This is a genomic window from Duganella zoogloeoides, assembly GCF_034479515.1.
In the GTDB taxonomy this organism is placed as follows: Bacteria; Pseudomonadota; Gammaproteobacteria; order Burkholderiales; family Burkholderiaceae_D; genus Rugamonas; species Rugamonas zoogloeoides.
This window is the reverse complement of record NZ_CP140152.1, coordinates 1396942-1414547: the sequence shown is the minus strand read 5'-3', so window position 1 is coordinate 1414547 and position 17606 is coordinate 1396942. Positions and strand designations below refer to the sequence as shown.

The window sequence follows — 17606 nt, the reverse complement described above, 5'->3', positions numbered from 1 at the left end:
TTACGCGGGCTCCGTCATCCCGGCCAGCGCATCGACGACGTCGCCGATGGTGCGGATGGTCTTGAAGACTTCGGGTTGCAGGCGCTTGCCGGTCAGCTGCTTGAGCTTGACGGCCAGGTCCACCGCGTCGATGCTGTCGATATCGAGATCGGAATACAGATTGGAATCGGCGGTAAGCTGCGCCTTGTCCAACTCGAACATCTCGGCCAGCAGATCGATGACCCACTGCTGCAGCTGCTCTTTGCTCATCGCGTTCAAATCAATCATGTCGTGCTCCCTTATTTCTTGCGGTGGGTCGCGATCATCGCCGCCAGCGCCTGCACCGAGGCGAAGTGGCGGCGGGTGTCCTCCGAATCGGCGGACAGGGAAATGCCGTACTGCTTCTGCAGCGCCACGCCCAGTTCCAGCGCGTCGATCGAATCGAGGCCGAGGCCTTCGACGAACAGCGGCGCAGCGCTGTCGATGTCGTCGGGAGTGATGTCTTCCAGTTGCAGGACATCGATGATCAGTTGTTTCACTTCCAGTTCAAGCATGGCTTCGGTACTTCCCCGTAAAATAATTTTGTAAAAATTCTGTCACCTGGCGCGCTGCCAGCACTTCGCTCTCGCCCTGGCCGATAATGCCGGCAATCGCCACATCGTCCTGCACGTCGATGCGCAGCAGCACGCGGCGCGGCGGCACCCGCCACCATTTTTCGCCCTTGCCCAGCGTGGGCGGATCGCAGCGGATCAGCACCGGCGTGATGTCGCGCGCGCCGCGCACGGCGATATTGGCGGCGCCGCGCTTCAAGGCGATTACGCCATCGGCGCCGGTGCGCGTCCCCTCCGGGAACACGATCAGGTTGTTGCCGCGCCTGAGCGAGGCGATACAGTCGTCCACCAGTTCGGCGCCGCCGGCATTGCTGATGTAAGCGGCCGCCCGCACCGGCCCGCCCGTGAAGGGGTTGTTCCACAACGCGCCCTTGACGATACAGTCGGCGTTTTTCACGAACGCCATCAGGAACACCGTGTCGATCAGGGTTGGATGGTTGGCCAGGATCAGCAAACCGCCCCGCTCCAGCTTTTCCAGCCCGGTGATCTCGTAGCGCAGCACACCGAGCGCGCGCATCATGTCCACGTAGGCGCGGAAAGCGCGCCGGATGATTTCGCGCGCCGCGCGCACCCGCCGCTCCGGCTGGCGCACCAGCACATTCAACAGCGGGAACACCAGCACCCGCATCAGCACCCCGCCGATGCCGAACACCGCGAAACTCAATCCGGTCGCCAGTACCCGCCAGCAGCGCGACAAGCCGGCCAGCATTGCCTCAGGCTCCGGCGGCGTTGACACCGGCGCCGCCATTACCGCGCGCCCAGTGCCAGCGCAGGCGACCGTCGCAGCGCTCCATGGCCGCCGCGCCGCCCAGCAGAAAGCGCGCCACCGCCAGCCCGCCCGGCAAATCGACGCTCGCTGCATCGGCACTGGCGGACCAGCGCAGCGTGACCGAAGCGCCGGCCGCAGGATCGCCTGCCGCAGGCTCCACCACCGGCGCGGTCAGCAACCACGCCCACGCGTGCGCCTGCTCGACACCGTCGCGAAACGGCAGGAACAATTCGGGCAGCGGCGCGTCGCACGCGACCAGCAACACCGAGGCGGCGCCGTCGGCCAGCAGGCCGCACGCTTCGATCACCGCGTGTTCGATGGTGGCGCCGCCGGCCGCCAGCGCGATATGGTTGGCGCGGTCCTTGCGGGCGATCGTCAGCAGGCCGACATGGGCGTTATGGACCGACATGCTGAACGCGGTGGGCGACAGCGGCTCGCCGCGCGCCAGGTCGGACAGCAATTCCACCGCGCGGGCCACCTCGCCATGGCGCGAGCAAAACACGACGGGAACATCGGTGCGGCCATCCAGGCATTCGTACGCCACTTCCAACGCCATCTTGCCGAAGAAGCCGGCGCGGCGGCGCAACATGGGCGGCATCGCTTTTACTCCCGGCTCTTCGCCGAGGATGATCGGCGCGGCCACCGGCGCCTGTGCCCATTGCGTCCACGCGGTCAGCGTGGTCAGTCCCGGCGCCCAGTAAGCGTGGCGGGCAATGGAAAAGGTGACGCCGTCGTTGCGCATGTTGACTATAAATCCAGAGCGTTGAGATTGGGGAGGGTACGAACTCGCGCTCACATGCCTGCAAAAATGCCCGCCGAGGTACGGGTGAAATTATAAACGACTGCCCTCCGCCCATAGTGCCATAAATATCCATCAGGCAACTTAATCGGGGTTTTCTTGTTCTTTTTTGTGCAACCTCAAGCGTAGATTCTCACCGAATGTCACAAATCAAGGAGAAAATGACGAAAAAAAGGCGGCCCGCGCAATTGCGGCACCGCCTGTTAAGCCAGGAATAAGAAACCCTGTATCAATTCGACATCAGAATACCCACAGCTTGTCGGCCGGCATTTGCAACCAGTAACGCCCCGGCTCGAGCTTGTATTTCGAGTAGGCGCGCAGCCCCGCCGCGCTGCTGTCGGGTGACTTGAACAGGCACTCGAAGCGGTCGCCCAGGTACATGCAGGTCAGCAGCGGCATGTCGATGGCGTTGTCCACCGCCGTGGCGCTGATCTTCACCTCTTCCACGCGGATGATGGTGGTGGGCTCCGCGCCAGCCTGGCCGGCGCCGCGCGCGGTGCCCGTCAAGCGGGCGCCGTTCACATCGAGCTGCACGCGGCTGCCGTCGCGCCCCACTACCTTGGCCGGCAGCTTGTTGTTACTGCCCATGAACTCGGCCGTAAACAGCGTTTCCGGCGTTTCGTACATGCTTTGCGGCGTGCCTTGCTGCTCGATCTTGCCGTTATTGAGCAGCAGGATGCGGTCCGAGATCGCCATCGCTTCGGCCTGGTCGTGGGTGACCATCAGCGCCGAGAGGCCCAGGCGCACGATCAGTTCGCGCAGGAAGGCGCGCGCCTCTTCGCGCAGCTTGGCGTCGAGGTTGGACAGCGGCTCGTCGAGCAGGATCACCGGCGGGTTGTACACCAGCGCGCGGGCGATTGCCACGCGCTGCTGCTGGCCGCCCGACAGTTGGTGCGGATAGCGTTCGGCCAGGTGGCCCAGGCCCAGGTTCTTCAGCACATCGGCCACCTTGTCCTTGATCTCGGCCGCGCCCATCTTGCGCAGCTTGAGGCCGTAGGCGACGTTGTCGAACACGGTCTTGTGCGGCCACAGCGCATACGACTGGAACACCAGCCCCAGGTTGCGGTGCTCGGCCGCCAGCTCGAAGTTCCTGGCGCCGTCGTACACCGCGCGGTCGCCGATGGCGATGGTGCCCTGCTTGGGGCTTTCCAGCCCCGCCACCGCGCGCAGCAAGGTGGTCTTGCCGCTGCCCGAAGGGCCGAGCAGCGCCACCACTTCGCCTTTTTGCAGGTGCATCGATACGCCCTTCAGGATCGGATTGGCGGTGGCGCCGGTGCCGTAGTCGAGGTGCAGGTCGTTGACAGTGAGTTCATTCATGGTCAGGTCTCGTTTCATTGTATGTTGATGACTGTTAGTTATGCAGCTCAGTTATGTAACTTGACGCCGAAGCGCAGCGCCACACCGAGGCCGATGGCCACCAGCGAAATATTGATGAACGATAGCGCCGCCACCAGGTCGGTGGAGCCGGACGCCCACAACGACACCAGCATCGCGCCGATCACTTCCGTGCCCGGCGACAGCAGGTACACGCCGGTCGAATATTCGCGCTCGAAGATCAGGAACACCATCAGCCACGCGCCCAGCAGGCCGTACTTGATCAGCGGCAGGGTGACGTCGCGCGAGACCTGGCCACGGCTGGCACCCACCGCGCGCGCCGCCTCTTCCAGCTCCGGGCCCACTTGCAGCAGCGCGGTGGAAATCAGGCGCATGCCGTAGGCCAGCCACACCACCGAATACGCCAGCCACAAGGCGAAAATGGTCGAGCGCAGGGAGCGCAGCACGGGAATCGCGTTCTCGCTGAGCCACACGGCCACGCCGTTGTCCATGCCCTGCAGGATGCCATCGAGCCAGTTCGGCACGAACAGGAACACCCACAGGAACGACAGGCCGGCCAGCAGGCCAGGCACGGCGCGCGGCACCAGCACGCTGTAGTCGAGGAAGCGGCTGATCATGTCCGGCTTGCGGTGCATGGCCAGCGCAATGGCGCAGTAGCAGATCACGGCCAGCGCGCCGCCCACCACGCCGATCAGGATGGTGTTGACGATGCCGCGCACCAGCGACGGCTGGTCGAGGATTTCGCGGAAGTGCTGCAAGGTCAATACGTCGACCAGGCGCACGCCCTCGCCCCAGTACTCGACGAACGAGCGCAGCACGATGCCCGACAGCGGCATGATGATGGTAAACATCAGCCAGCCGAAGATCAGCGCAAACGCCAGCCATTTCCACTGGCCCAGCGGCATGACCTTCGAGCGCGCGCCCTTGCCCTTGATCGAGACGAACTTGTTGGCCGACTTGAGCAGGTAGCGCTGCACCATCACCAGCGGGAACGTCACCATCACCAGGCACACGGCCACTGCCGCCATCAAGTGGTACGACGGGATGCCCAGCTTGTTGGTCAGCTTGTACAGGTAGGTGGCCAGCACCATGTGGCCTTCCGGGTCACCCAGCACCAGCACCAGGCCGAATACTTCGAAGCCGAGGAACATCACCAGCACGCCGGCATAGGCCAGCGCCGGGGTAATCATCGGCAGCGACACGCCGAACATCACCTGCAACGGCGAGGCGCCGGCCACGCGGGCCGCTTCCTCGACGTCCGAGCCCAGGCTCTTGAGCGCGGACGAGGCGTACAGGTACACGTGCGGCACGTGGGTCAGGCCGGCGATGATGACGATGCTGGTAAACGAATAGATATTCCACGGGATGAAGCCCAATAAATCCTTGGCCCACACCGAATAGAAGCCCACCGGCCCCATCGCCACCACGTAGCCGAAGCCCATCACCATCGGCGACACGAAAATCGGCACCAGCAGCGCCGGCGCGATAAAGCCCTTGCCTGGCAGGTCGGTGCGGATCATGAGGAAGGCCAGCATGCCGCCCAGCGGCACGGCAATCGCCGTCAGGCCCAGCGCCAGGTACAGTGCATTTTTGGCGGCGGACGAAAAATCGGGATCGTCGAAAATGAAGCGGTAGGCGTCGAGCCCGAACTGCTTGGCCGGCATGAAGAACGGCGCGGTCAGAAAGCTCTGATAAAAGATCAGGAACAGTGGCAGGAAGATGGCGGTGGCAGCCAGCACCACCACCAGGCCGCGCAGCCAGTTGATGCCCGGGCCGCGCCGGCCGCTGCCGGGGAGAGTGAGAGTTTGCATAGGATTTCCGTTTGTGGACAAACGAGGCGAAAAGGGGCCCGCGCCCGCGCCATGGTGGACGTGGGTTCGGACGCTTGCTTAAGTGACTAAGTGACTAAGGGACTAAGCGACTAAGGGACTAAGGGACTAAGGAGCTGCAGCCAGGCGCTTACTTCTTGCCGGCCGTGTCCTTCCACTGCTTGAGGAAGGCCATGCGCTTGGCCGGGGCCAGGTATTCCATCAGGCTCGGATGCACGGGCACCGGCTTGACGTTGTCCTTGCCGACCTGCTTGATCAATTCGGCGGACGTGGCTTCGCCCGTTACATCCTCGCGAATGGCGAACAGTTTCGATTCGTTGGCGATGATGTTCTGGGCGCGGTGCGACAGCATGTAGTCGAGCCACAGCTTGGCGGCGTTGGGATTCTTGGCGCCCTTGTTGATGAACAGCACGCGCGAGAGCACCAGCGTGTAATCCTTCGGCATCACCACGCCGATCGACGGATCGGTCTTGGCGCGCACCAGCGCGTACGAACCCACCACGTTGTAGCCGATCAGGTTTTCACCGGACGAAATCCGCTCCATCATGGTGCCAGTGGACGACTGCACCCGCACCTTGGCCGCGCCGAAAGCGCCCAGCAGTTCGGTGAACTTCGGATTGACGCGCGCATCCTGCGCCATCAGCATGAAGCCCACGCCCGATTTTTCGATATCGTAGGTGGTGACCTTGTCCTTGAACTTCGGCTGCTGGATAAGCTTGACGAAGTCGGCGTGCGTTTGCGGCACTTCCTTCGGATCGAGCAGGCGCTTGTTATAGACGATGGCAGCGGGCTCGAACGTGGTGCCGTAAGCCTGGTCTTCCCAGATCGACCATGCCGGCAGCTTGGCGCTTTCCACCGACTTGTACTTGAGCGCATAACCTTCCGACGCCAGGCGCATTTGCAGGTCCATCGCCGACGACCAGACGGCGTCCGCAGTGGTGCCGCCGGCGGCCACTTCGGAAATGAAGCGGTTATACACTTCGGTGGAATTCATGTCGTTGTATTCGACCGAGATGCCCGGATACAGCGCGCTGAAGTCCTTGACCAGCGGCTGGGTGGCCTTGCTGTCGGTGGCGCCGTACACCACCAGCTTTTTCTCTTTTTTGGCGCCGTCGATGATCTTCTGGTAGTCGGCAGGATAGCCGGCCGGCACCTGCGCCAGCGCGCCGGTGGCAATCAGCATCAGGGTGGCGCAGGCAGCGATGGTGGTTTTGAGTTTCATGGTTTTAGTCTCCGTTATTTATATAATTTTTAGCGCACCAGGCCGAACTCGGTGGCGCGTTTGCCGTATTCGTCCACGGCCTTGCTGACGTAATCTTTCAATGCATCCCCGGTCAGCGCGAACGGGTACAGTCCTGCATCGGATCGCAATTGCGCAAACTGCGGGCTGGCCAGCATGCGGTCGAACGCGGCCACCCACTTGCGGTACTCGGCGTCGGGCACCTGGGGGCCCATCCACACACCGCGTATCAGCGGCCACACCACGTCCACGCCCTGCTCGCGCGCGGTGGGCGAGGACGCCAGCACGCCGGGCAAGCGCTGCGGCGAGAGCACTGCCAGCACCCGGGTGTTGCCGCCGGCAGCGTACAGCACCGCCTCGCTGGCGTCGCCCGATACCACCTGCACGTGGTTGGCATGCATGGCGGTAAACGCTTCGCCGCCGCCTTCCAGCGCCACGAACCGCAGCACCTTGGGATCGATGCCTGCGCTCCTGACCAGCAGCGCCATCTTGAACCAGTCCTGGCTGCCGGCGGTGCCGGACAGCCCGATCAGCACACTCCTGGGATTGCGCTTGATCGCTGCCAGCAGGTCGCCCAGGTTCTTGTACGGCGAATCGGCGCGCACCGCGATCATGCCGTAGTCGGTACCCAGCGCCGCCACCCAGCGCACGTCGCTCACCTTGGCCTTGCCGAATTTGCCTTCGGCCAGGTAGAGCAGCGAGCCGCCCGAAAAAGCCACCAGCGTATTGGGCTTGGCGCGCGGCTGCGCCACCAGCGAGTTCCAAGCCACCGCGCCGATGCCGCCCGGCAGATACCGGATGGTCATGTCGGACAGCGTCGGGGTGGTGTCGCCGGCTTCGTCGAGTCCCTTCAAGCCTTTTTTGGCCAGCTTGCAGGTCAGGTCCATGGCGCCACCCGGCTTGGACGGCACGATGCATTCCAGGTTGGCGGCGTGGGCCGCGCTACCGAACAGCAGCGCTGTACAAAGCGTGGCACACAGCGCCAGCATGGCATGGATGGACTTGGACGTTTTCATGGGTAGTGCTTTCCGGGTGCGGTCACCAGGTACTAGAAGCGGTGCTGCATGCCGACGGTGACGCCGCGCTGGGTGCTGGCATAGCCGGCGTCGTCGCGCGAAAGTCCGGTCAGCTGGCCGTTCTTCGCCTTGGCGTAGGCGGCCGATACATGCAGGTCGGTGCGCTTGGACAGCGCATAACGGTACCGCGCCACGTACATGGTGGGGTCGGCGTCGCGGCCGGCGGCCACGTTCTTGACGTCGACATGGTACACGGCGCCGGTAATGGTGGTCACCTCGTTCGGCTTGTACGCCACGCCGCCCCAGGTGGTGGTCGCTTCCACGTCGGCGGTCAGGGCGCGGCCGGCGCGCAGGTTGTAGTCGCGGCGCACAGCCCAGAACTTGAGCGGACCGGTTTCGTAGTTGGCGCCCACGTGCCAGACCGTGTTTTCATCGCGGTTGCCGGTGGCGACCACGGTGTTGCCATTGTTGCGCTCCCAGGTGGCCATCAGGTTGGCGGTGCCGGAACCGATGGCCAGCTTGTAGGCGGCGGTGACGCCGGTCTTGGCGCTGTCCTCGGTGTTGCCGGCCTGCTCGCCGAAGGCGTAATTGGCGCCGAAGCGGAAGTTGCCGAAAGTGCCCGCATACTTGATCAGGTTATCGTAGCCGGTGGTGAACCCGTATTTGCTCGGTCCCGTGGCCGGCCCCGAGGTGGCCCACGAGTAGAACGGCGCAAAGCCCATCGGATCGTAGGCGATCACGGTGTCGTACACGCTGGTAAACGAGCGGCCGATGATCACGCGGCCGAAGGCGCCGTCCAGGCCCACGTAAGCCTGGCGGCGGAACAGCGCGCCGTCCTGGCCGCCGCTATCCATCAGGATGCCGCCTTCGAGGTTGAACACGGCCTTCAGGCCGTTGCCGAGGTCTTCGCTGCCGCGAAAGCCCCAGCGCGACGTGTTCATGCCGCCGGAGATGGTCTTGGCGACGCGCCCGCCGTTGGCGTCCGCATGGTTCAGGCTTTCGACGCCGACGTCGAGCAGGCCGTAGAATTGCACGTTCGACTGGGCATGGGCGGAACCGGTGGCAGCAGCGGCGATCAGGGCGGAAATGGCAAGGCGTATCGCGGCGCGCGATGGGGCGTGGTGCATGGTTGGTCTCCGTGGATATAATTATTAGTGATGTCCGTTATAAACATCTGGTATCCACTATAAGATTTGCTTCCTTTCAAATAGCTTTCATCGCCGTAGCGCGTTCACAAATAGCAACAACCCTATCTTTTTGCCACGCGCCCGACGATGATGTCGGCCACAACACCAGTCCTGACATCAGTCACAACACATCATGCGCATACTGTTAGTGGAAGACCATACCGAACTGTCGCACTGGCTGGCCAAGGCCCTGCGCGACGCCAACCTCACCGTGGAATGCGCGGACAACGGCGCCGACGCCGACGCCCTGCTCCATACCCAGGACTACGCGCTGGTCATCCTCGACCTGACCCTGCCGCGCATGGACGGCCTGGATGTGCTGCGGCGCCTGCGCGCGCGGCCGGCGCCGCGCGGCCAGACGCCGGTGATGATCCTCACCGCGCGCGGCGGCCTGGACGACAAGGTGCAGGGCCTGAACCTGGGCGCCGATGACTACCTGCCCAAGCCGTTCGAACTGGCCGAACTGGAAGCGCGCGTGAAAGCGCTGCTGCGCCGCCGGATCGGCAGCGAGGCGCTGGTGTATTCGTGCGGCGCGCTGGCGTTCGACACCGTCACCCGCCTGTTCAGCTACGGCGGCGCGCCGCTGGCGCTCACGCCGCGCGAGCACGCGGTGCTCGAGACCCTGATCACCCGTACCGGCCGCGCCGTCTCGAAAGAAAAGCTGTTCGACGAAGTGTTCGCGCTGGCGGACGACGCCAATCTCGACGCCATCGAACTGTATATCCACCGGGTGCGCAAGAAGCTCGACATCGCCGTGCCCGACGCCGCCGTCATTACCACGCTGCGCGGCATCGGCTACCTGCTGCAACCCAAGCCGGCAGCCTGATCCCTCATGCCAGCGAGCGCCCCCGCCCCGTCGAAAACGCCCGGCAGCCTGCGCGGCCAGCTGCTGCGCTGGCTGCTGGGGCCCTTGCTGGCGCTGGTGGCGCTCAATACCGTTTTCGTGTATCGCAATGCGCTCGACGCCGCCGACGTGGCCTACGACCGCTCGCTGCTGGCTTCCACCCGGGCGCTGGCCGAGCGGGTGTCCATCGTCGGCGGCAAGGTGGTGGCGGACGTGCCGTACGTGGCGCTCGACAGCTTCGAGACCGACACCATGGGCCGCATCTATTACAAGGTGTCGGGCATCCGTGGCGAAACCGTGTCCGGCTACGGCGACCTGCCGCCGGTGCCGGCCAACGTGCCGCGCTCGGAGACCTACCCGGCGCTGGTGCGCTTCTACCACGCCAACTACAACGGCCAGCCGGTGCGCATCGCCGCGCTGCTGCAACCGGTGTACGACGATTCGATGCGTGGCATCGCCCTGATCCAGGTGGGCGAAACGCTGGAAGCGCGGCGCCTGCTGTCGAATCAGATCCTGTTCGACACCCTCACCTGGCAAGCCTTGCTGCTGCTGGCACTGGCGCTGCTGGTGTGGTTTGCCGTGCGGCTGGTGCTGCAACCGCTGATGCGCCTGAAAAGCGCGGTGGAAGCGGGATCGATCAACGACAGCACCGACGTCGATCCGGCGCTGGTGCACAAGGAAGTGCGTCCGCTGGTGGCGGCGATGAACCATTCGCGCGCGCGGCTGCAGCACTTGATCGCGAGCCAGCGCCGCTTCATCGCCGACGCTTCGCACCAGCTGCGCACCCCGCTCACGGTGCTCAAGACCCAGGCCGAACTGGCCTTGCGCGAGTGCGACCGCGCCGGCAGCGACCCCGAACAGACCCGCGCGGCGCTGCGCCAGATCGTGCAAAGCATGGCCGCCACCACTGACTCCACGGTCAACCTGGCCAACCGCCTGCTCACGCTGGCGCGCATCGAACACGGTGGCGACGCCGAAGGCGCGGCAACGCTGGCCGCGCCGGTATCGCTGCGCGACATCGCGCGCCAGGTGGGCCTGGAGCTGGCCATGGCGGCCGTTGCAAAGCAGATCGACATGTCGCTCGATGCCAATGGTCCGGGCATGGTCGATGGCCAGGCCCTGCTGCTGCACGAGATGATCGCCAACCTGGCCGACAATGCCCTGCGCTATACGCCGCTGGGCGGCAGCCTGGCGCTGACGGTGCACGAGGATGACAGCGGCGTGGTGCTGGAGGTGTCCGACAGCGGCCCCGGCATCGCGGCGGCCGAGCGCGAACGCGTGTTCGCGCCGTTTTACCGCGCGGCCGCCACGCTCGAGCGCAATCCCGGCGGCGCCGGTTTGGGACTGGCCATCGTGCAGGATATCGCCACCGTGCACGGCGCCACCATCACCCTGGGCGACACGCCCGGCGGCGGCTTGCTGGTAGCAGTACGCTTCGCCCCCGGCACTGCGGTTAAAATGCCGGCTTAACCTTAGGAGCTGTACATGATCACCAAACAGGATATGGTCGACCTTTTCGCCGACATGAAGCAAAACGCGCCGTGGGACATCACCAAGCCGCTGCTGTGGGGCTATTTTTTCTCCGACCAGGACCAGGCCAAGCTCGAACGCGCAGCGCCGCTGCTGCAAGCGAAGGGCTACCAGGTGGTGGGCATTTTCGACTCCAAGCCCGAATCCGACACCCCGGCGCTGTGGTGGCTGCACGTGGAAAAAGTGGAAAAGCATACGGTCGAGTCGCTGGACGTGCGCAACCAGGAATTCTACAAATTTGCCGACGAACAGCAGATCGAAACCTACGACGGCATGGACGTGGCGCCCGCGCCCTGAATCACGCCAGGCAATATTGTCAATCAAACAGGCACATGGACCGGTTTCGCCCTATGATGCGGGGTTGACCGTTCCATAACCGACCACCATGCTCTCGAAACTGTCGTTTCGCCAGCTGCTGTTGGGCGTTTTCCTGTTGATCGCTGTGTTGCTCAGCGCAGCGTCCCTGCATGCGCTGTGGACGCTCGACCGCCTGACCGCCCACAGCCGCGACAGCGGACACCACGCGCTGGCGCTCACCCGCCACACCCAGCAACTTGCCGAGCGCAGCGTTGCCATGACGCGCAGCGCGCGCCAGTTCCTCGTGCTTGACGACCCCGCCTTCCGCGAGCGCTATGCCGATGCCTGGCGCGAAGCACGCGCGTCGCTCGATTCCTTGCAGCAAGGCTTACCGCGCGCATCCACCCAGCAATTCCAGCGCTGGCGCGAAGCGGGCGAACAAGCGTGGGACTTGCTGCAAGCCCCGGCGCGGCCGCGCAGCACTGCCCGCCAGCAGGACCTGGAGCGGGCGCTGGCGCCGCTGCCGGAAGTCGATGATTATCTTGCTGCAGAAGTAAAACAGGAAGTGGACCGCCGCAATGCCGCCCTGCTCGACGAGCTCGACCAGCGGCGCGCGGTGCTCGGTGCGCAAGTGGTCGCGTCCATCGTGCTGGCCGCCCTGCTGGCCGGCGGCTTCGGCCTGTGGCTGTCGCGCCCGTTGGCGCAGATCGAGGCCAGTATCGACTTGCTGGGCGAAAACCGGCTCGACAAACCAATCACCGTGCGCGGCCCCGCCGACCTGCAACGCGTGGGCCAGCAACTGGACTGGCTGCGCCAGCACCTGGCCCAGCTGGAAGAAGACAAGGCGCGCTTCATGCGCCATATCTCGCACGAACTGAAAACGCCGCTGGCAGCGCTGCGCGAAGGCGTGGCCCTGCTGGAAGACGGCGTGGCAGGCGAGCTCACCGCCAACCAGCGCGAGATCGCCGGCATCCTCAACCAGAACACGGCAGCGCTGCAAAACCAGATCGAAGCGCTGCTGCGCTACAACGAAGCCAGTTTTGACGCCGACCACCTGCACCGCGCACCAACCGACATGGCGGTGCTGGTGGCGTGCGTGATCGACAGCCAGCGCCTGCAATGGCAGGCGGCGGGCCTGACGGTGAACTGCCAGGGGCTGGCGCGGCCCATCGCGGTGGACGCTGATAAAATGGCGGTTGCCGTCAGCAACCTGCTGTCCAATGCGGTACGCTTCAGTCCGCGTGGCGGCCTGGTGTATTTCCGTCTTGGCGAGCGCGACGGCAAGCTGCTGCTCGACTGTAATGACCAGGGGCCGGGCGTGGCGCCGGACGACGCCGCCCGCATCTTCGAGCCGTTTTACCAGGGCGAGCGCCAGCCGCCGGGCGCACGACACGGCAACGGTATCGGCCTGTCCATCGTCCACGAATATATCGCCGCCCACGGCGGCAAGCTGCAGTTGCTGCCCACGCGGCGCGGCGCGCTGTTCCGTATTGAACTACCTTATCCAACCTGATGACTTCCGGAAGACTCGCTCAAAAAATGCCAGCCTCGACCATGTCCGATGTATCCGTACACCACCGCGCCGTGTGCTGGCAGCCCTTGTTGTGCCTGTTGCTGTGCGCGGGCCTGGCCGCCTGCACCACCACCCGGCCCCGGGTACCGGCGCTGTCGGTCACACCCGCGCCCGCGCTGGAGGCGCCGCAGCCGCTCGACGACATTGGTCCGCTGCTCAATTATCACCAGGCGCTGCGACGGATGAGCCAGGGCGAGCTGTTGAAGGAACTGAGCGGACTGATGCAGCAAAAACGCACACCGCGCGTGGCGCTGCAAACCGGCATGGTGCTGATGCTCACGCGCGGCAGCGGCGACTTGAACCGCGCCCAGGGCCTGCTCGACAACGTCGCCAATTCCACCGAGGCCAACGCTGCGCCGTACAAGCCGCTGGCACTGATGCTGGCCAGCTATTGCAGCGAAGCGCGGCGCCTGGCCGAGCACGTGGACAAGCTCACTGCCCAGCTGACCGCGCAGCAAAAGGACAGCCAGCGCCGCATCGACCAGCTCAATGACATGGTCGAGGGTCTCAAGAATATCGAACGCACGCTGCCGCTGCGCCCGTCCGCCAGCACTGCGCCGGGAGTGGTCAAATGAATGGTGAAGTGAAAAACGCTCCGGGCCACGGCGCCCACCTGCTGGTGGTCGATGACGATGCCGACCTGCTGCGCCTGCTGTCGATGCGGCTGACCGCCAACGGCTACCGGGTGACCGGCGTGGGCAGCGCCGAGGCGGCGCTGGCGCGGCTGTCGATCGAACTGCCGCGCCTGGTCATCAGTGATATCCGCCTGCCCGACCGCGACGGCATGTCGCTGTTCCAGGAAATCCGCAGCAGCCACCCGGCGCTGCCGGTGATCCTGCTCACCGCCCACGGCACCATTCCGGACGCAGTGGAAGCGACCACCCTGGGCGCCTACGCCTACCTGACCAAGCCGTTCGACGCCAAGCTGTTATTGGAACGCATCGCCCAGGCACTGAGCCTGTCCGCGCCGGCTGCCAACGTTGCCGACAGCGACAACGCCTGGCGCGCCGGCCTGATCAGCCGCAGCCAGTGCATGGACGAACTGCTGGCCGAAGCGCGGCTGGTGGCGGCCTCCGACGCCAGCATCCTGATCCGGGGAGAGAGCGGCACCGGCAAGGAATTGCTGGCCAATGCCATCCACCGCGCCAGCCGCCGCGCCAAGGCGCCGTTTATCGCGGTCAATTGCGGCGCGATTCCCGAGGCGCTGCTCGAGTCCGAACTGTTCGGCCACGTGAAAGGCGCGTACACGGGCGCCATCGGCAGCCGCGAAGGCCTAGTGCAGGCGGCCGACGGCGGCACCCTGTTTTTGGACGAGATCGGCGACATGCCGCTATTGCTGCAAGTGAAACTGCTGCGGGTATTGCAGGAGCGCGTGGTGCGCCAGCTCGGTTCGGACGTCGGCCGCCCGGTGGACGTACGCATCCTGTCCGCCACCCACCGCGACCTCGATGCAGCCATGGCCGAGGGCCAGTTCCGCGAAGACCTGTATTACCGCCTGAATGTGATCACGCTCACCCTGCCGCCGCTGGCGCAGCGGCGCGAGGACGTCACGCCGATGGCCACCCAATTCCTGCACAGCCTGGCAGCCAAATATGGCAAGACCGTGCACGGCTTCGCCCCGGACGCGCTCGAAGCACTGACCACGGCCTCCTGGCCCGGCAATGTGCGCCAGCTCTATAACGTGGTCGAGCACGTTTGCGCGCTGGCCACGGCGCCGCTGATCCCCTTGTCGCTGGTGCAGCGGGCGCTGCGGGTGCCGTCGCTGGAAGTGCTCAGCTACACGGAAGCCAAGCAGCGCTTCGAGCGCAACTACCTGGTTCAATTACTGAAACTAACCGACGGCAATGTCGCCGACGCCGCCCGCCTGGCCGAACGCAACCGCACGGAGTTTTACCGGCTGCTGCAGAAATACGACCTCGACGCCGCCACTTTCCGGTCCGGCGCCAGCCTTGTCGCTCCCGAACGACAAGATTAAGTCCTTACAAATCAAGCACTTGATAAATGGCGGCCGATAGTTGTCGCCATTTCCCGACAAAATCCCCGCCTTCAGGCTGCAAATGCCGCTCCTCAACCGCTTCCATACTGAATTTCTTCGGCAAGCTATTGATTTCAAATGACTTTATAGAGCTGGCACGGCGTTTGCTAAGTGTTAGGTAACGTTACAGACGTCTTATCCCCAAACTCGATAAAGGAAGATCATCATGATGACCAACAAACTGCTCGCCCGCCTGATGGTAGCCGCTACCCTGACCGCCGCTGCTGCGACCGGTACCGCTTTCGCCGCAGGCCAACAGGAAGGTGCACTGGCTGGCGCCGCCAAGTCCGGCACTGCAGCCACTGATGAAGCCATCACCAGCAAGATCAAATCTTCGCTGGCCGATCAGAAAGAAGTTGGCGTGACCACCACCGACGGTGTGGTCGTCCTGAGCGGCGCGGTGCAAAGCACCGAAGCCGGCACCAAGGCCATCCAGGTCGCCTCGGCCGTGCCAGGCGTGAAGGAAGTCAAGAGCGAACTGACCGTGGCCACCAAGTAAGCGCCACGCTCACCGAATCCGGGGATAGCGATATCCCCGCCCGTCATTACCCCGTAATGGCAATGCAGTACCCTGTAAGTCGTTTATGACCCTGTTGTAGTACCCTTTGTATCACCCTAGTAACTGACCCTTTGCCGGATAGCGTGCGTAGCGCTATCTGGCTTTTTTTTATTTTAATACCATTCCCAAACTGTCAAGCGCTTCCTTTACCGGGATAAACATACCGATGCCAGATGCCCCAGAGATCGCTGATTGAGCCATCGCGATCACTTCACCATTTGCGTCGAGCAGGGGGCCGCCGCTATTGCCCTGATTAATGGCGGCGTCACTCTGAATGTAGTTCTTTTCGTTGATGACGCGTTCGGCGCTGACGATGCCCCGGGTTACCGTGCCGCTCAATTGCTCGCCAAACGGCGAACCAATTGCAAATACCACTTCGCCGACCTTGACTGGTGTTTTACGGATCGATAATTGCACTGCCGTAGCGGAAGCAGTTTTGATGAGGGCGACGTCGCGCATGGGGTCGGTGCGCATGACTTCGCCACTGATAGAGAACCCACCAGGAAATTTGATCCGTACTGATTTAGCTTCGCCAACGACATGCTGGTTGGTGACTATATAGCCGTCGTACCCTACGTAAAAGCCAGAACCGGAGCCGAGCGGCCCCTCGACGGTGACAACCGAACCCAGTAAAGCTTTGGAATTCTTGTCGATGCTTTCGCTTAAGCGTTTTCCATTGACGACATCAATTTTTTCCGTTGCCTCCACGGTTCGGACGATGTCCCGATATTGATCTACATATGCCTTATCCGAGAACGCGACATCGAGTGCGGAGTTGAACAGCGCATCGTCAAAATCTTGAGATTTGATTTTTTCTTTGGACGAAAACTTACCTTCCAAGTTATTCGTATAAACGATGCGTTTGAGTTTGTTTGAATATAACTCCAGGCGCAGCTTTACGCTGGCGGTGCCCGAGAACTCTTTGGCATTCGGGCTGCCGCAAATGTCGTAATGCAGCGCCAATAAGGTAAAGCCCACCTTGAAGTCCGCTTCCAAGCCCAGCTTTTCTGCAAAAGCCGATTCTTCACCTTCAAACTTTGGATAGCCCAGCGCTGCGCTACGATCCAGGAAATTTTTCCCTACGCGGATCACGTTATATTCGTCGAGGCCTTTGGTATAGATTATGTCCTGGCCATCGGAGCAAAATATTCCCAAACCAACCTGGCCAACTGGCTGCGTCTTGTCCAGAGCGCTTTTCCATAACTTGAATTCAGCCGTTTTGCGCAAATTTTCCGAGCTCACATTGATGACTGCAGACATTGGCGCAACAGCAGGAGCCGCCTGGACGGTGGCGCTGACCAGTAGGGCAGCACACAAAGAAAACACACGCAATTAATTACTCCCGTGAAATATTTATTAAATTGAAATTGTGCTGCATGATCGTTTCCAGCCAATCAATAGGGATGGACTAACCAGTGATAGATTACTGCGAGAAAATGGCAGCAATTCCCAGGCACTTACTGCGTGAGTGAGGGTAGTTTGGCGCGAAGCGGATCTCGCAACCAGCATAGCAAGTTTTCCCATTGGAAATCTCACGAATTATCACGCCCAGCCCACTATCGCAGATCGGCTATGTGGAAATCTTCGCGCCCTGAAAAATCGCCAGGATCGAGGGCACAACCTGCTCGAGTTGCTCAACCAGTTCCGCATCCATGTACTTGTACTCGTCCGGAATATCGAGCACATGCACCGGCTTGAATTCAAGCAACCGCGTGTACTCCGCCCGGAGCCGCGACTTGTGTTTTTCTTCCATGACCAGGATTACGTCGGCCCAGCGGATATCGTCTTCGGAGACGTGGTGCCGGGCGTTGGGGCTGGTGCCGCCCGAGCGCACGTTCCAGTCCGGATGGCGGCGCCACAGGGTTTCCGCTGTCGGGCTGCGCCACTGGTTTTTGCTGCAGACGAACAGGACGTTGGTTTTCTGGTCCTGCTGGTGTTGTGGTTTCATACGGTTCCCAAACGAACAAGGGCGGCCCCCGCGTGGAGGCCGCCCCTTGGCGGTC

General features: G+C 63.1%; 18 protein-coding genes. 7 read left to right on the top strand and 11 right to left on the bottom strand.

Annotated elements, in window-relative coordinates; genetic code table 11:
* From SR858_RS06200 to SR858_RS06160, 9 genes are all read right to left on the bottom strand, one after another.
* Positions 1-267: an acyl carrier protein gene (locus SR858_RS06200; RefSeq protein ID WP_152881516.1), complete on the bottom strand. Its 267-nt coding sequence runs from the start codon at positions 265-267 to the stop codon at positions 1-3.
* Between the two features lie 11 nt (positions 268-278).
* A complete protein-coding gene (locus SR858_RS06195) occupies positions 279-533 on the bottom strand; it encodes a phosphopantetheine-binding protein (RefSeq protein WP_019922593.1) in 255 nt (84 codons plus the stop codon).
* Positions 526-1299 (bottom strand): lysophospholipid acyltransferase family protein, encoded by a 774-nt coding sequence (locus SR858_RS06190; protein WP_019922594.1) that lies wholly within the window; start codon positions 1297-1299, stop codon positions 526-528. Before SR858_RS06190 ends, SR858_RS06195 begins: the two co-directional genes overlap by 8 nt.
* 4 nt (positions 1300-1303) lie before the next feature.
* A complete protein-coding gene (locus SR858_RS06185) occupies positions 1304-2101 on the bottom strand; it encodes a beta-ketoacyl synthase chain length factor (protein ID WP_019922595.1) in 798 nt (265 codons plus the stop codon).
* A gap of 297 nt (positions 2102-2398) precedes the next feature.
* Positions 2399-3475, bottom strand: a complete 1077-nt coding sequence (locus tag SR858_RS06180) for an ABC transporter ATP-binding protein (RefSeq protein ID WP_019922596.1) — start codon at positions 3473-3475, stop codon at positions 2399-2401.
* A 47-nt stretch (positions 3476-3522) separates the two neighbouring features.
* Positions 3523-5304 carry an ABC transporter permease gene (locus tag SR858_RS06175; RefSeq protein WP_019922597.1) on the bottom strand — a complete coding sequence of 594 codons (1782 nt, stop codon included), beginning with the start codon at positions 5302-5304 and terminating at the stop codon, positions 3523-3525.
* Positions 5305-5452: 148 nt separating this feature from the next.
* Entirely contained in the window at positions 5453-6544 is a 1092-nt protein-coding gene (locus SR858_RS06170) for an ABC transporter substrate-binding protein (protein ID WP_019922598.1), read from the bottom strand.
* A gap of 29 nt (positions 6545-6573) precedes the next feature.
* The gene (locus SR858_RS06165; protein WP_019922599.1) at positions 6574-7578 is read right to left on the bottom strand and encodes a Bug family tripartite tricarboxylate transporter substrate binding protein; all 1005 of its coding nucleotides are present in this window, start codon (positions 7576-7578) and stop codon (positions 6574-6576) included.
* A gap of 32 nt (positions 7579-7610) precedes the next feature.
* A complete protein-coding gene (locus SR858_RS06160) occupies positions 7611-8705 on the bottom strand; it encodes a porin (protein WP_019922600.1) in 1095 nt (364 codons plus the stop codon).
* 193 nt (positions 8706-8898) lie between these two features.
* Between SR858_RS06160 and SR858_RS06155 the strand changes: the two genes are divergently transcribed.
* The 7 genes from SR858_RS06155 (at position 8899) to SR858_RS06125 (ending at position 15543) form a co-directional block, all read left to right on the top strand.
* On the top strand, positions 8899-9591 hold the full coding sequence (locus tag SR858_RS06155; RefSeq protein ID WP_019922601.1) for a response regulator: 693 nt from the start codon (positions 8899-8901) through the stop codon (positions 9589-9591).
* A gap of 6 nt (positions 9592-9597) precedes the next feature.
* Positions 9598-11079: a sensor histidine kinase gene (locus SR858_RS06150; protein ID WP_019922602.1), complete on the top strand. Its 1482-nt coding sequence runs from the start codon at positions 9598-9600 to the stop codon at positions 11077-11079.
* A 15-nt stretch (positions 11080-11094) separates the two neighbouring features.
* Entirely contained in the window at positions 11095-11436 is a 342-nt protein-coding gene (locus SR858_RS06145) for a ribonuclease E inhibitor RraB (RefSeq protein ID WP_019922603.1), read from the top strand.
* 88 nt (positions 11437-11524) lie between these two features.
* Positions 11525-12949: a sensor histidine kinase gene (locus SR858_RS06140; RefSeq protein ID WP_019922604.1), complete on the top strand. Its 1425-nt coding sequence runs from the start codon at positions 11525-11527 to the stop codon at positions 12947-12949.
* Between the two features lie 41 nt (positions 12950-12990).
* Entirely contained in the window at positions 12991-13584 is a 594-nt protein-coding gene (locus SR858_RS06135) for a hypothetical protein (protein WP_154819956.1), read from the top strand.
* The gene (locus SR858_RS06130) at positions 13581-14984 is read left to right on the top strand and encodes a sigma 54-interacting transcriptional regulator (RefSeq protein WP_019922606.1); all 1404 of its coding nucleotides are present in this window, start codon (positions 13581-13583) and stop codon (positions 14982-14984) included. Before SR858_RS06135 ends, SR858_RS06130 begins: the two co-directional genes overlap by 4 nt.
* Positions 14985-15210: 226 nt before the next feature.
* On the top strand, positions 15211-15543 hold the full coding sequence (locus SR858_RS06125; protein WP_019922607.1) for a BON domain-containing protein: 333 nt from the start codon (positions 15211-15213) through the stop codon (positions 15541-15543).
* Between the two features lie 168 nt (positions 15544-15711).
* Here the strand turns inward: SR858_RS06125 and SR858_RS06120 are convergent, their stop codons facing one another.
* Positions 15712-16929, bottom strand: coding sequence for a S1C family serine protease (locus tag SR858_RS06120; RefSeq protein ID WP_322534608.1), 1218 nt, complete (start codon positions 16927-16929; stop codon positions 15712-15714).
* 244 nt (positions 16930-17173) lie between these two features.
* Positions 17174-17551: a low molecular weight protein tyrosine phosphatase family protein gene (locus tag SR858_RS06115; protein ID WP_019922609.1), complete on the bottom strand. Its 378-nt coding sequence runs from the start codon at positions 17549-17551 to the stop codon at positions 17174-17176.
* Positions 17552-17606: the final 55 nt, after the last annotated feature.

What these genes read in the sequence shown, in the direction of transcription:
- SR858_RS06140 (WP_019922604.1), top strand. Translation starts at nt 11,525, where the DNA reads ATGCTCTCGAAACTGTCGTTTCGCCAGCTGCTGTTGGGCGTTTTCCTG.
- SR858_RS06180 (WP_019922596.1), bottom strand. Translation starts at nt 3,475, where the DNA reads ATGAATGAACTCACTGTCAACGACCTGCACCTCGACTACGGCACCGGC.
- SR858_RS06145 (WP_019922603.1), top strand. Translation starts at nt 11,095, where the DNA reads ATGATCACCAAACAGGATATGGTCGACCTTTTCGCCGACATGAAGCAA.
- SR858_RS06185 (WP_019922595.1), bottom strand. Translation starts at nt 2,101, where the DNA reads ATGCGCAACGACGGCGTCACCTTTTCCATTGCCCGCCACGCTTACTGG.
- SR858_RS06190 (WP_019922594.1), bottom strand. Translation starts at nt 1,299, where the DNA reads ATGCTGGCCGGCTTGTCGCGCTGCTGGCGGGTACTGGCGACCGGATTG.
- SR858_RS06165 (WP_019922599.1), bottom strand. Translation starts at nt 7,578, where the DNA reads ATGAAAACGTCCAAGTCCATCCATGCCATGCTGGCGCTGTGTGCCACG.
- SR858_RS06170 (WP_019922598.1), bottom strand. Translation starts at nt 6,544, where the DNA reads ATGAAACTCAAAACCACCATCGCTGCCTGCGCCACCCTGATGCTGATT.
- SR858_RS06175 (WP_019922597.1), bottom strand. Translation starts at nt 5,304, where the DNA reads ATGCAAACTCTCACTCTCCCCGGCAGCGGCCGGCGCGGCCCGGGCATC.
- SR858_RS06150 (WP_019922602.1), top strand. Translation starts at nt 9,598, where the DNA reads ATGCCAGCGAGCGCCCCCGCCCCGTCGAAAACGCCCGGCAGCCTGCGC.
- SR858_RS06200 (WP_152881516.1), bottom strand. Translation starts at nt 267, where the DNA reads ATGATTGATTTGAACGCGATGAGCAAAGAGCAGCTGCAGCAGTGGGTC.
- SR858_RS06115 (WP_019922609.1), bottom strand. Translation starts at nt 17,551, where the DNA reads ATGAAACCACAACACCAGCAGGACCAGAAAACCAACGTCCTGTTCGTC.
- SR858_RS06130 (WP_019922606.1), top strand. Translation starts at nt 13,581, where the DNA reads ATGAATGGTGAAGTGAAAAACGCTCCGGGCCACGGCGCCCACCTGCTG.
- SR858_RS06160 (WP_019922600.1), bottom strand. Translation starts at nt 8,705, where the DNA reads ATGCACCACGCCCCATCGCGCGCCGCGATACGCCTTGCCATTTCCGCC.
- SR858_RS06135 (WP_154819956.1), top strand. Translation starts at nt 12,991, where the DNA reads ATGTCCGATGTATCCGTACACCACCGCGCCGTGTGCTGGCAGCCCTTG.
- SR858_RS06195 (WP_019922593.1), bottom strand. Translation starts at nt 533, where the DNA reads ATGCTTGAACTGGAAGTGAAACAACTGATCATCGATGTCCTGCAACTG.
- SR858_RS06125 (WP_019922607.1), top strand. Translation starts at nt 15,211, where the DNA reads ATGATGACCAACAAACTGCTCGCCCGCCTGATGGTAGCCGCTACCCTG.
- SR858_RS06155 (WP_019922601.1), top strand. Translation starts at nt 8,899, where the DNA reads ATGCGCATACTGTTAGTGGAAGACCATACCGAACTGTCGCACTGGCTG.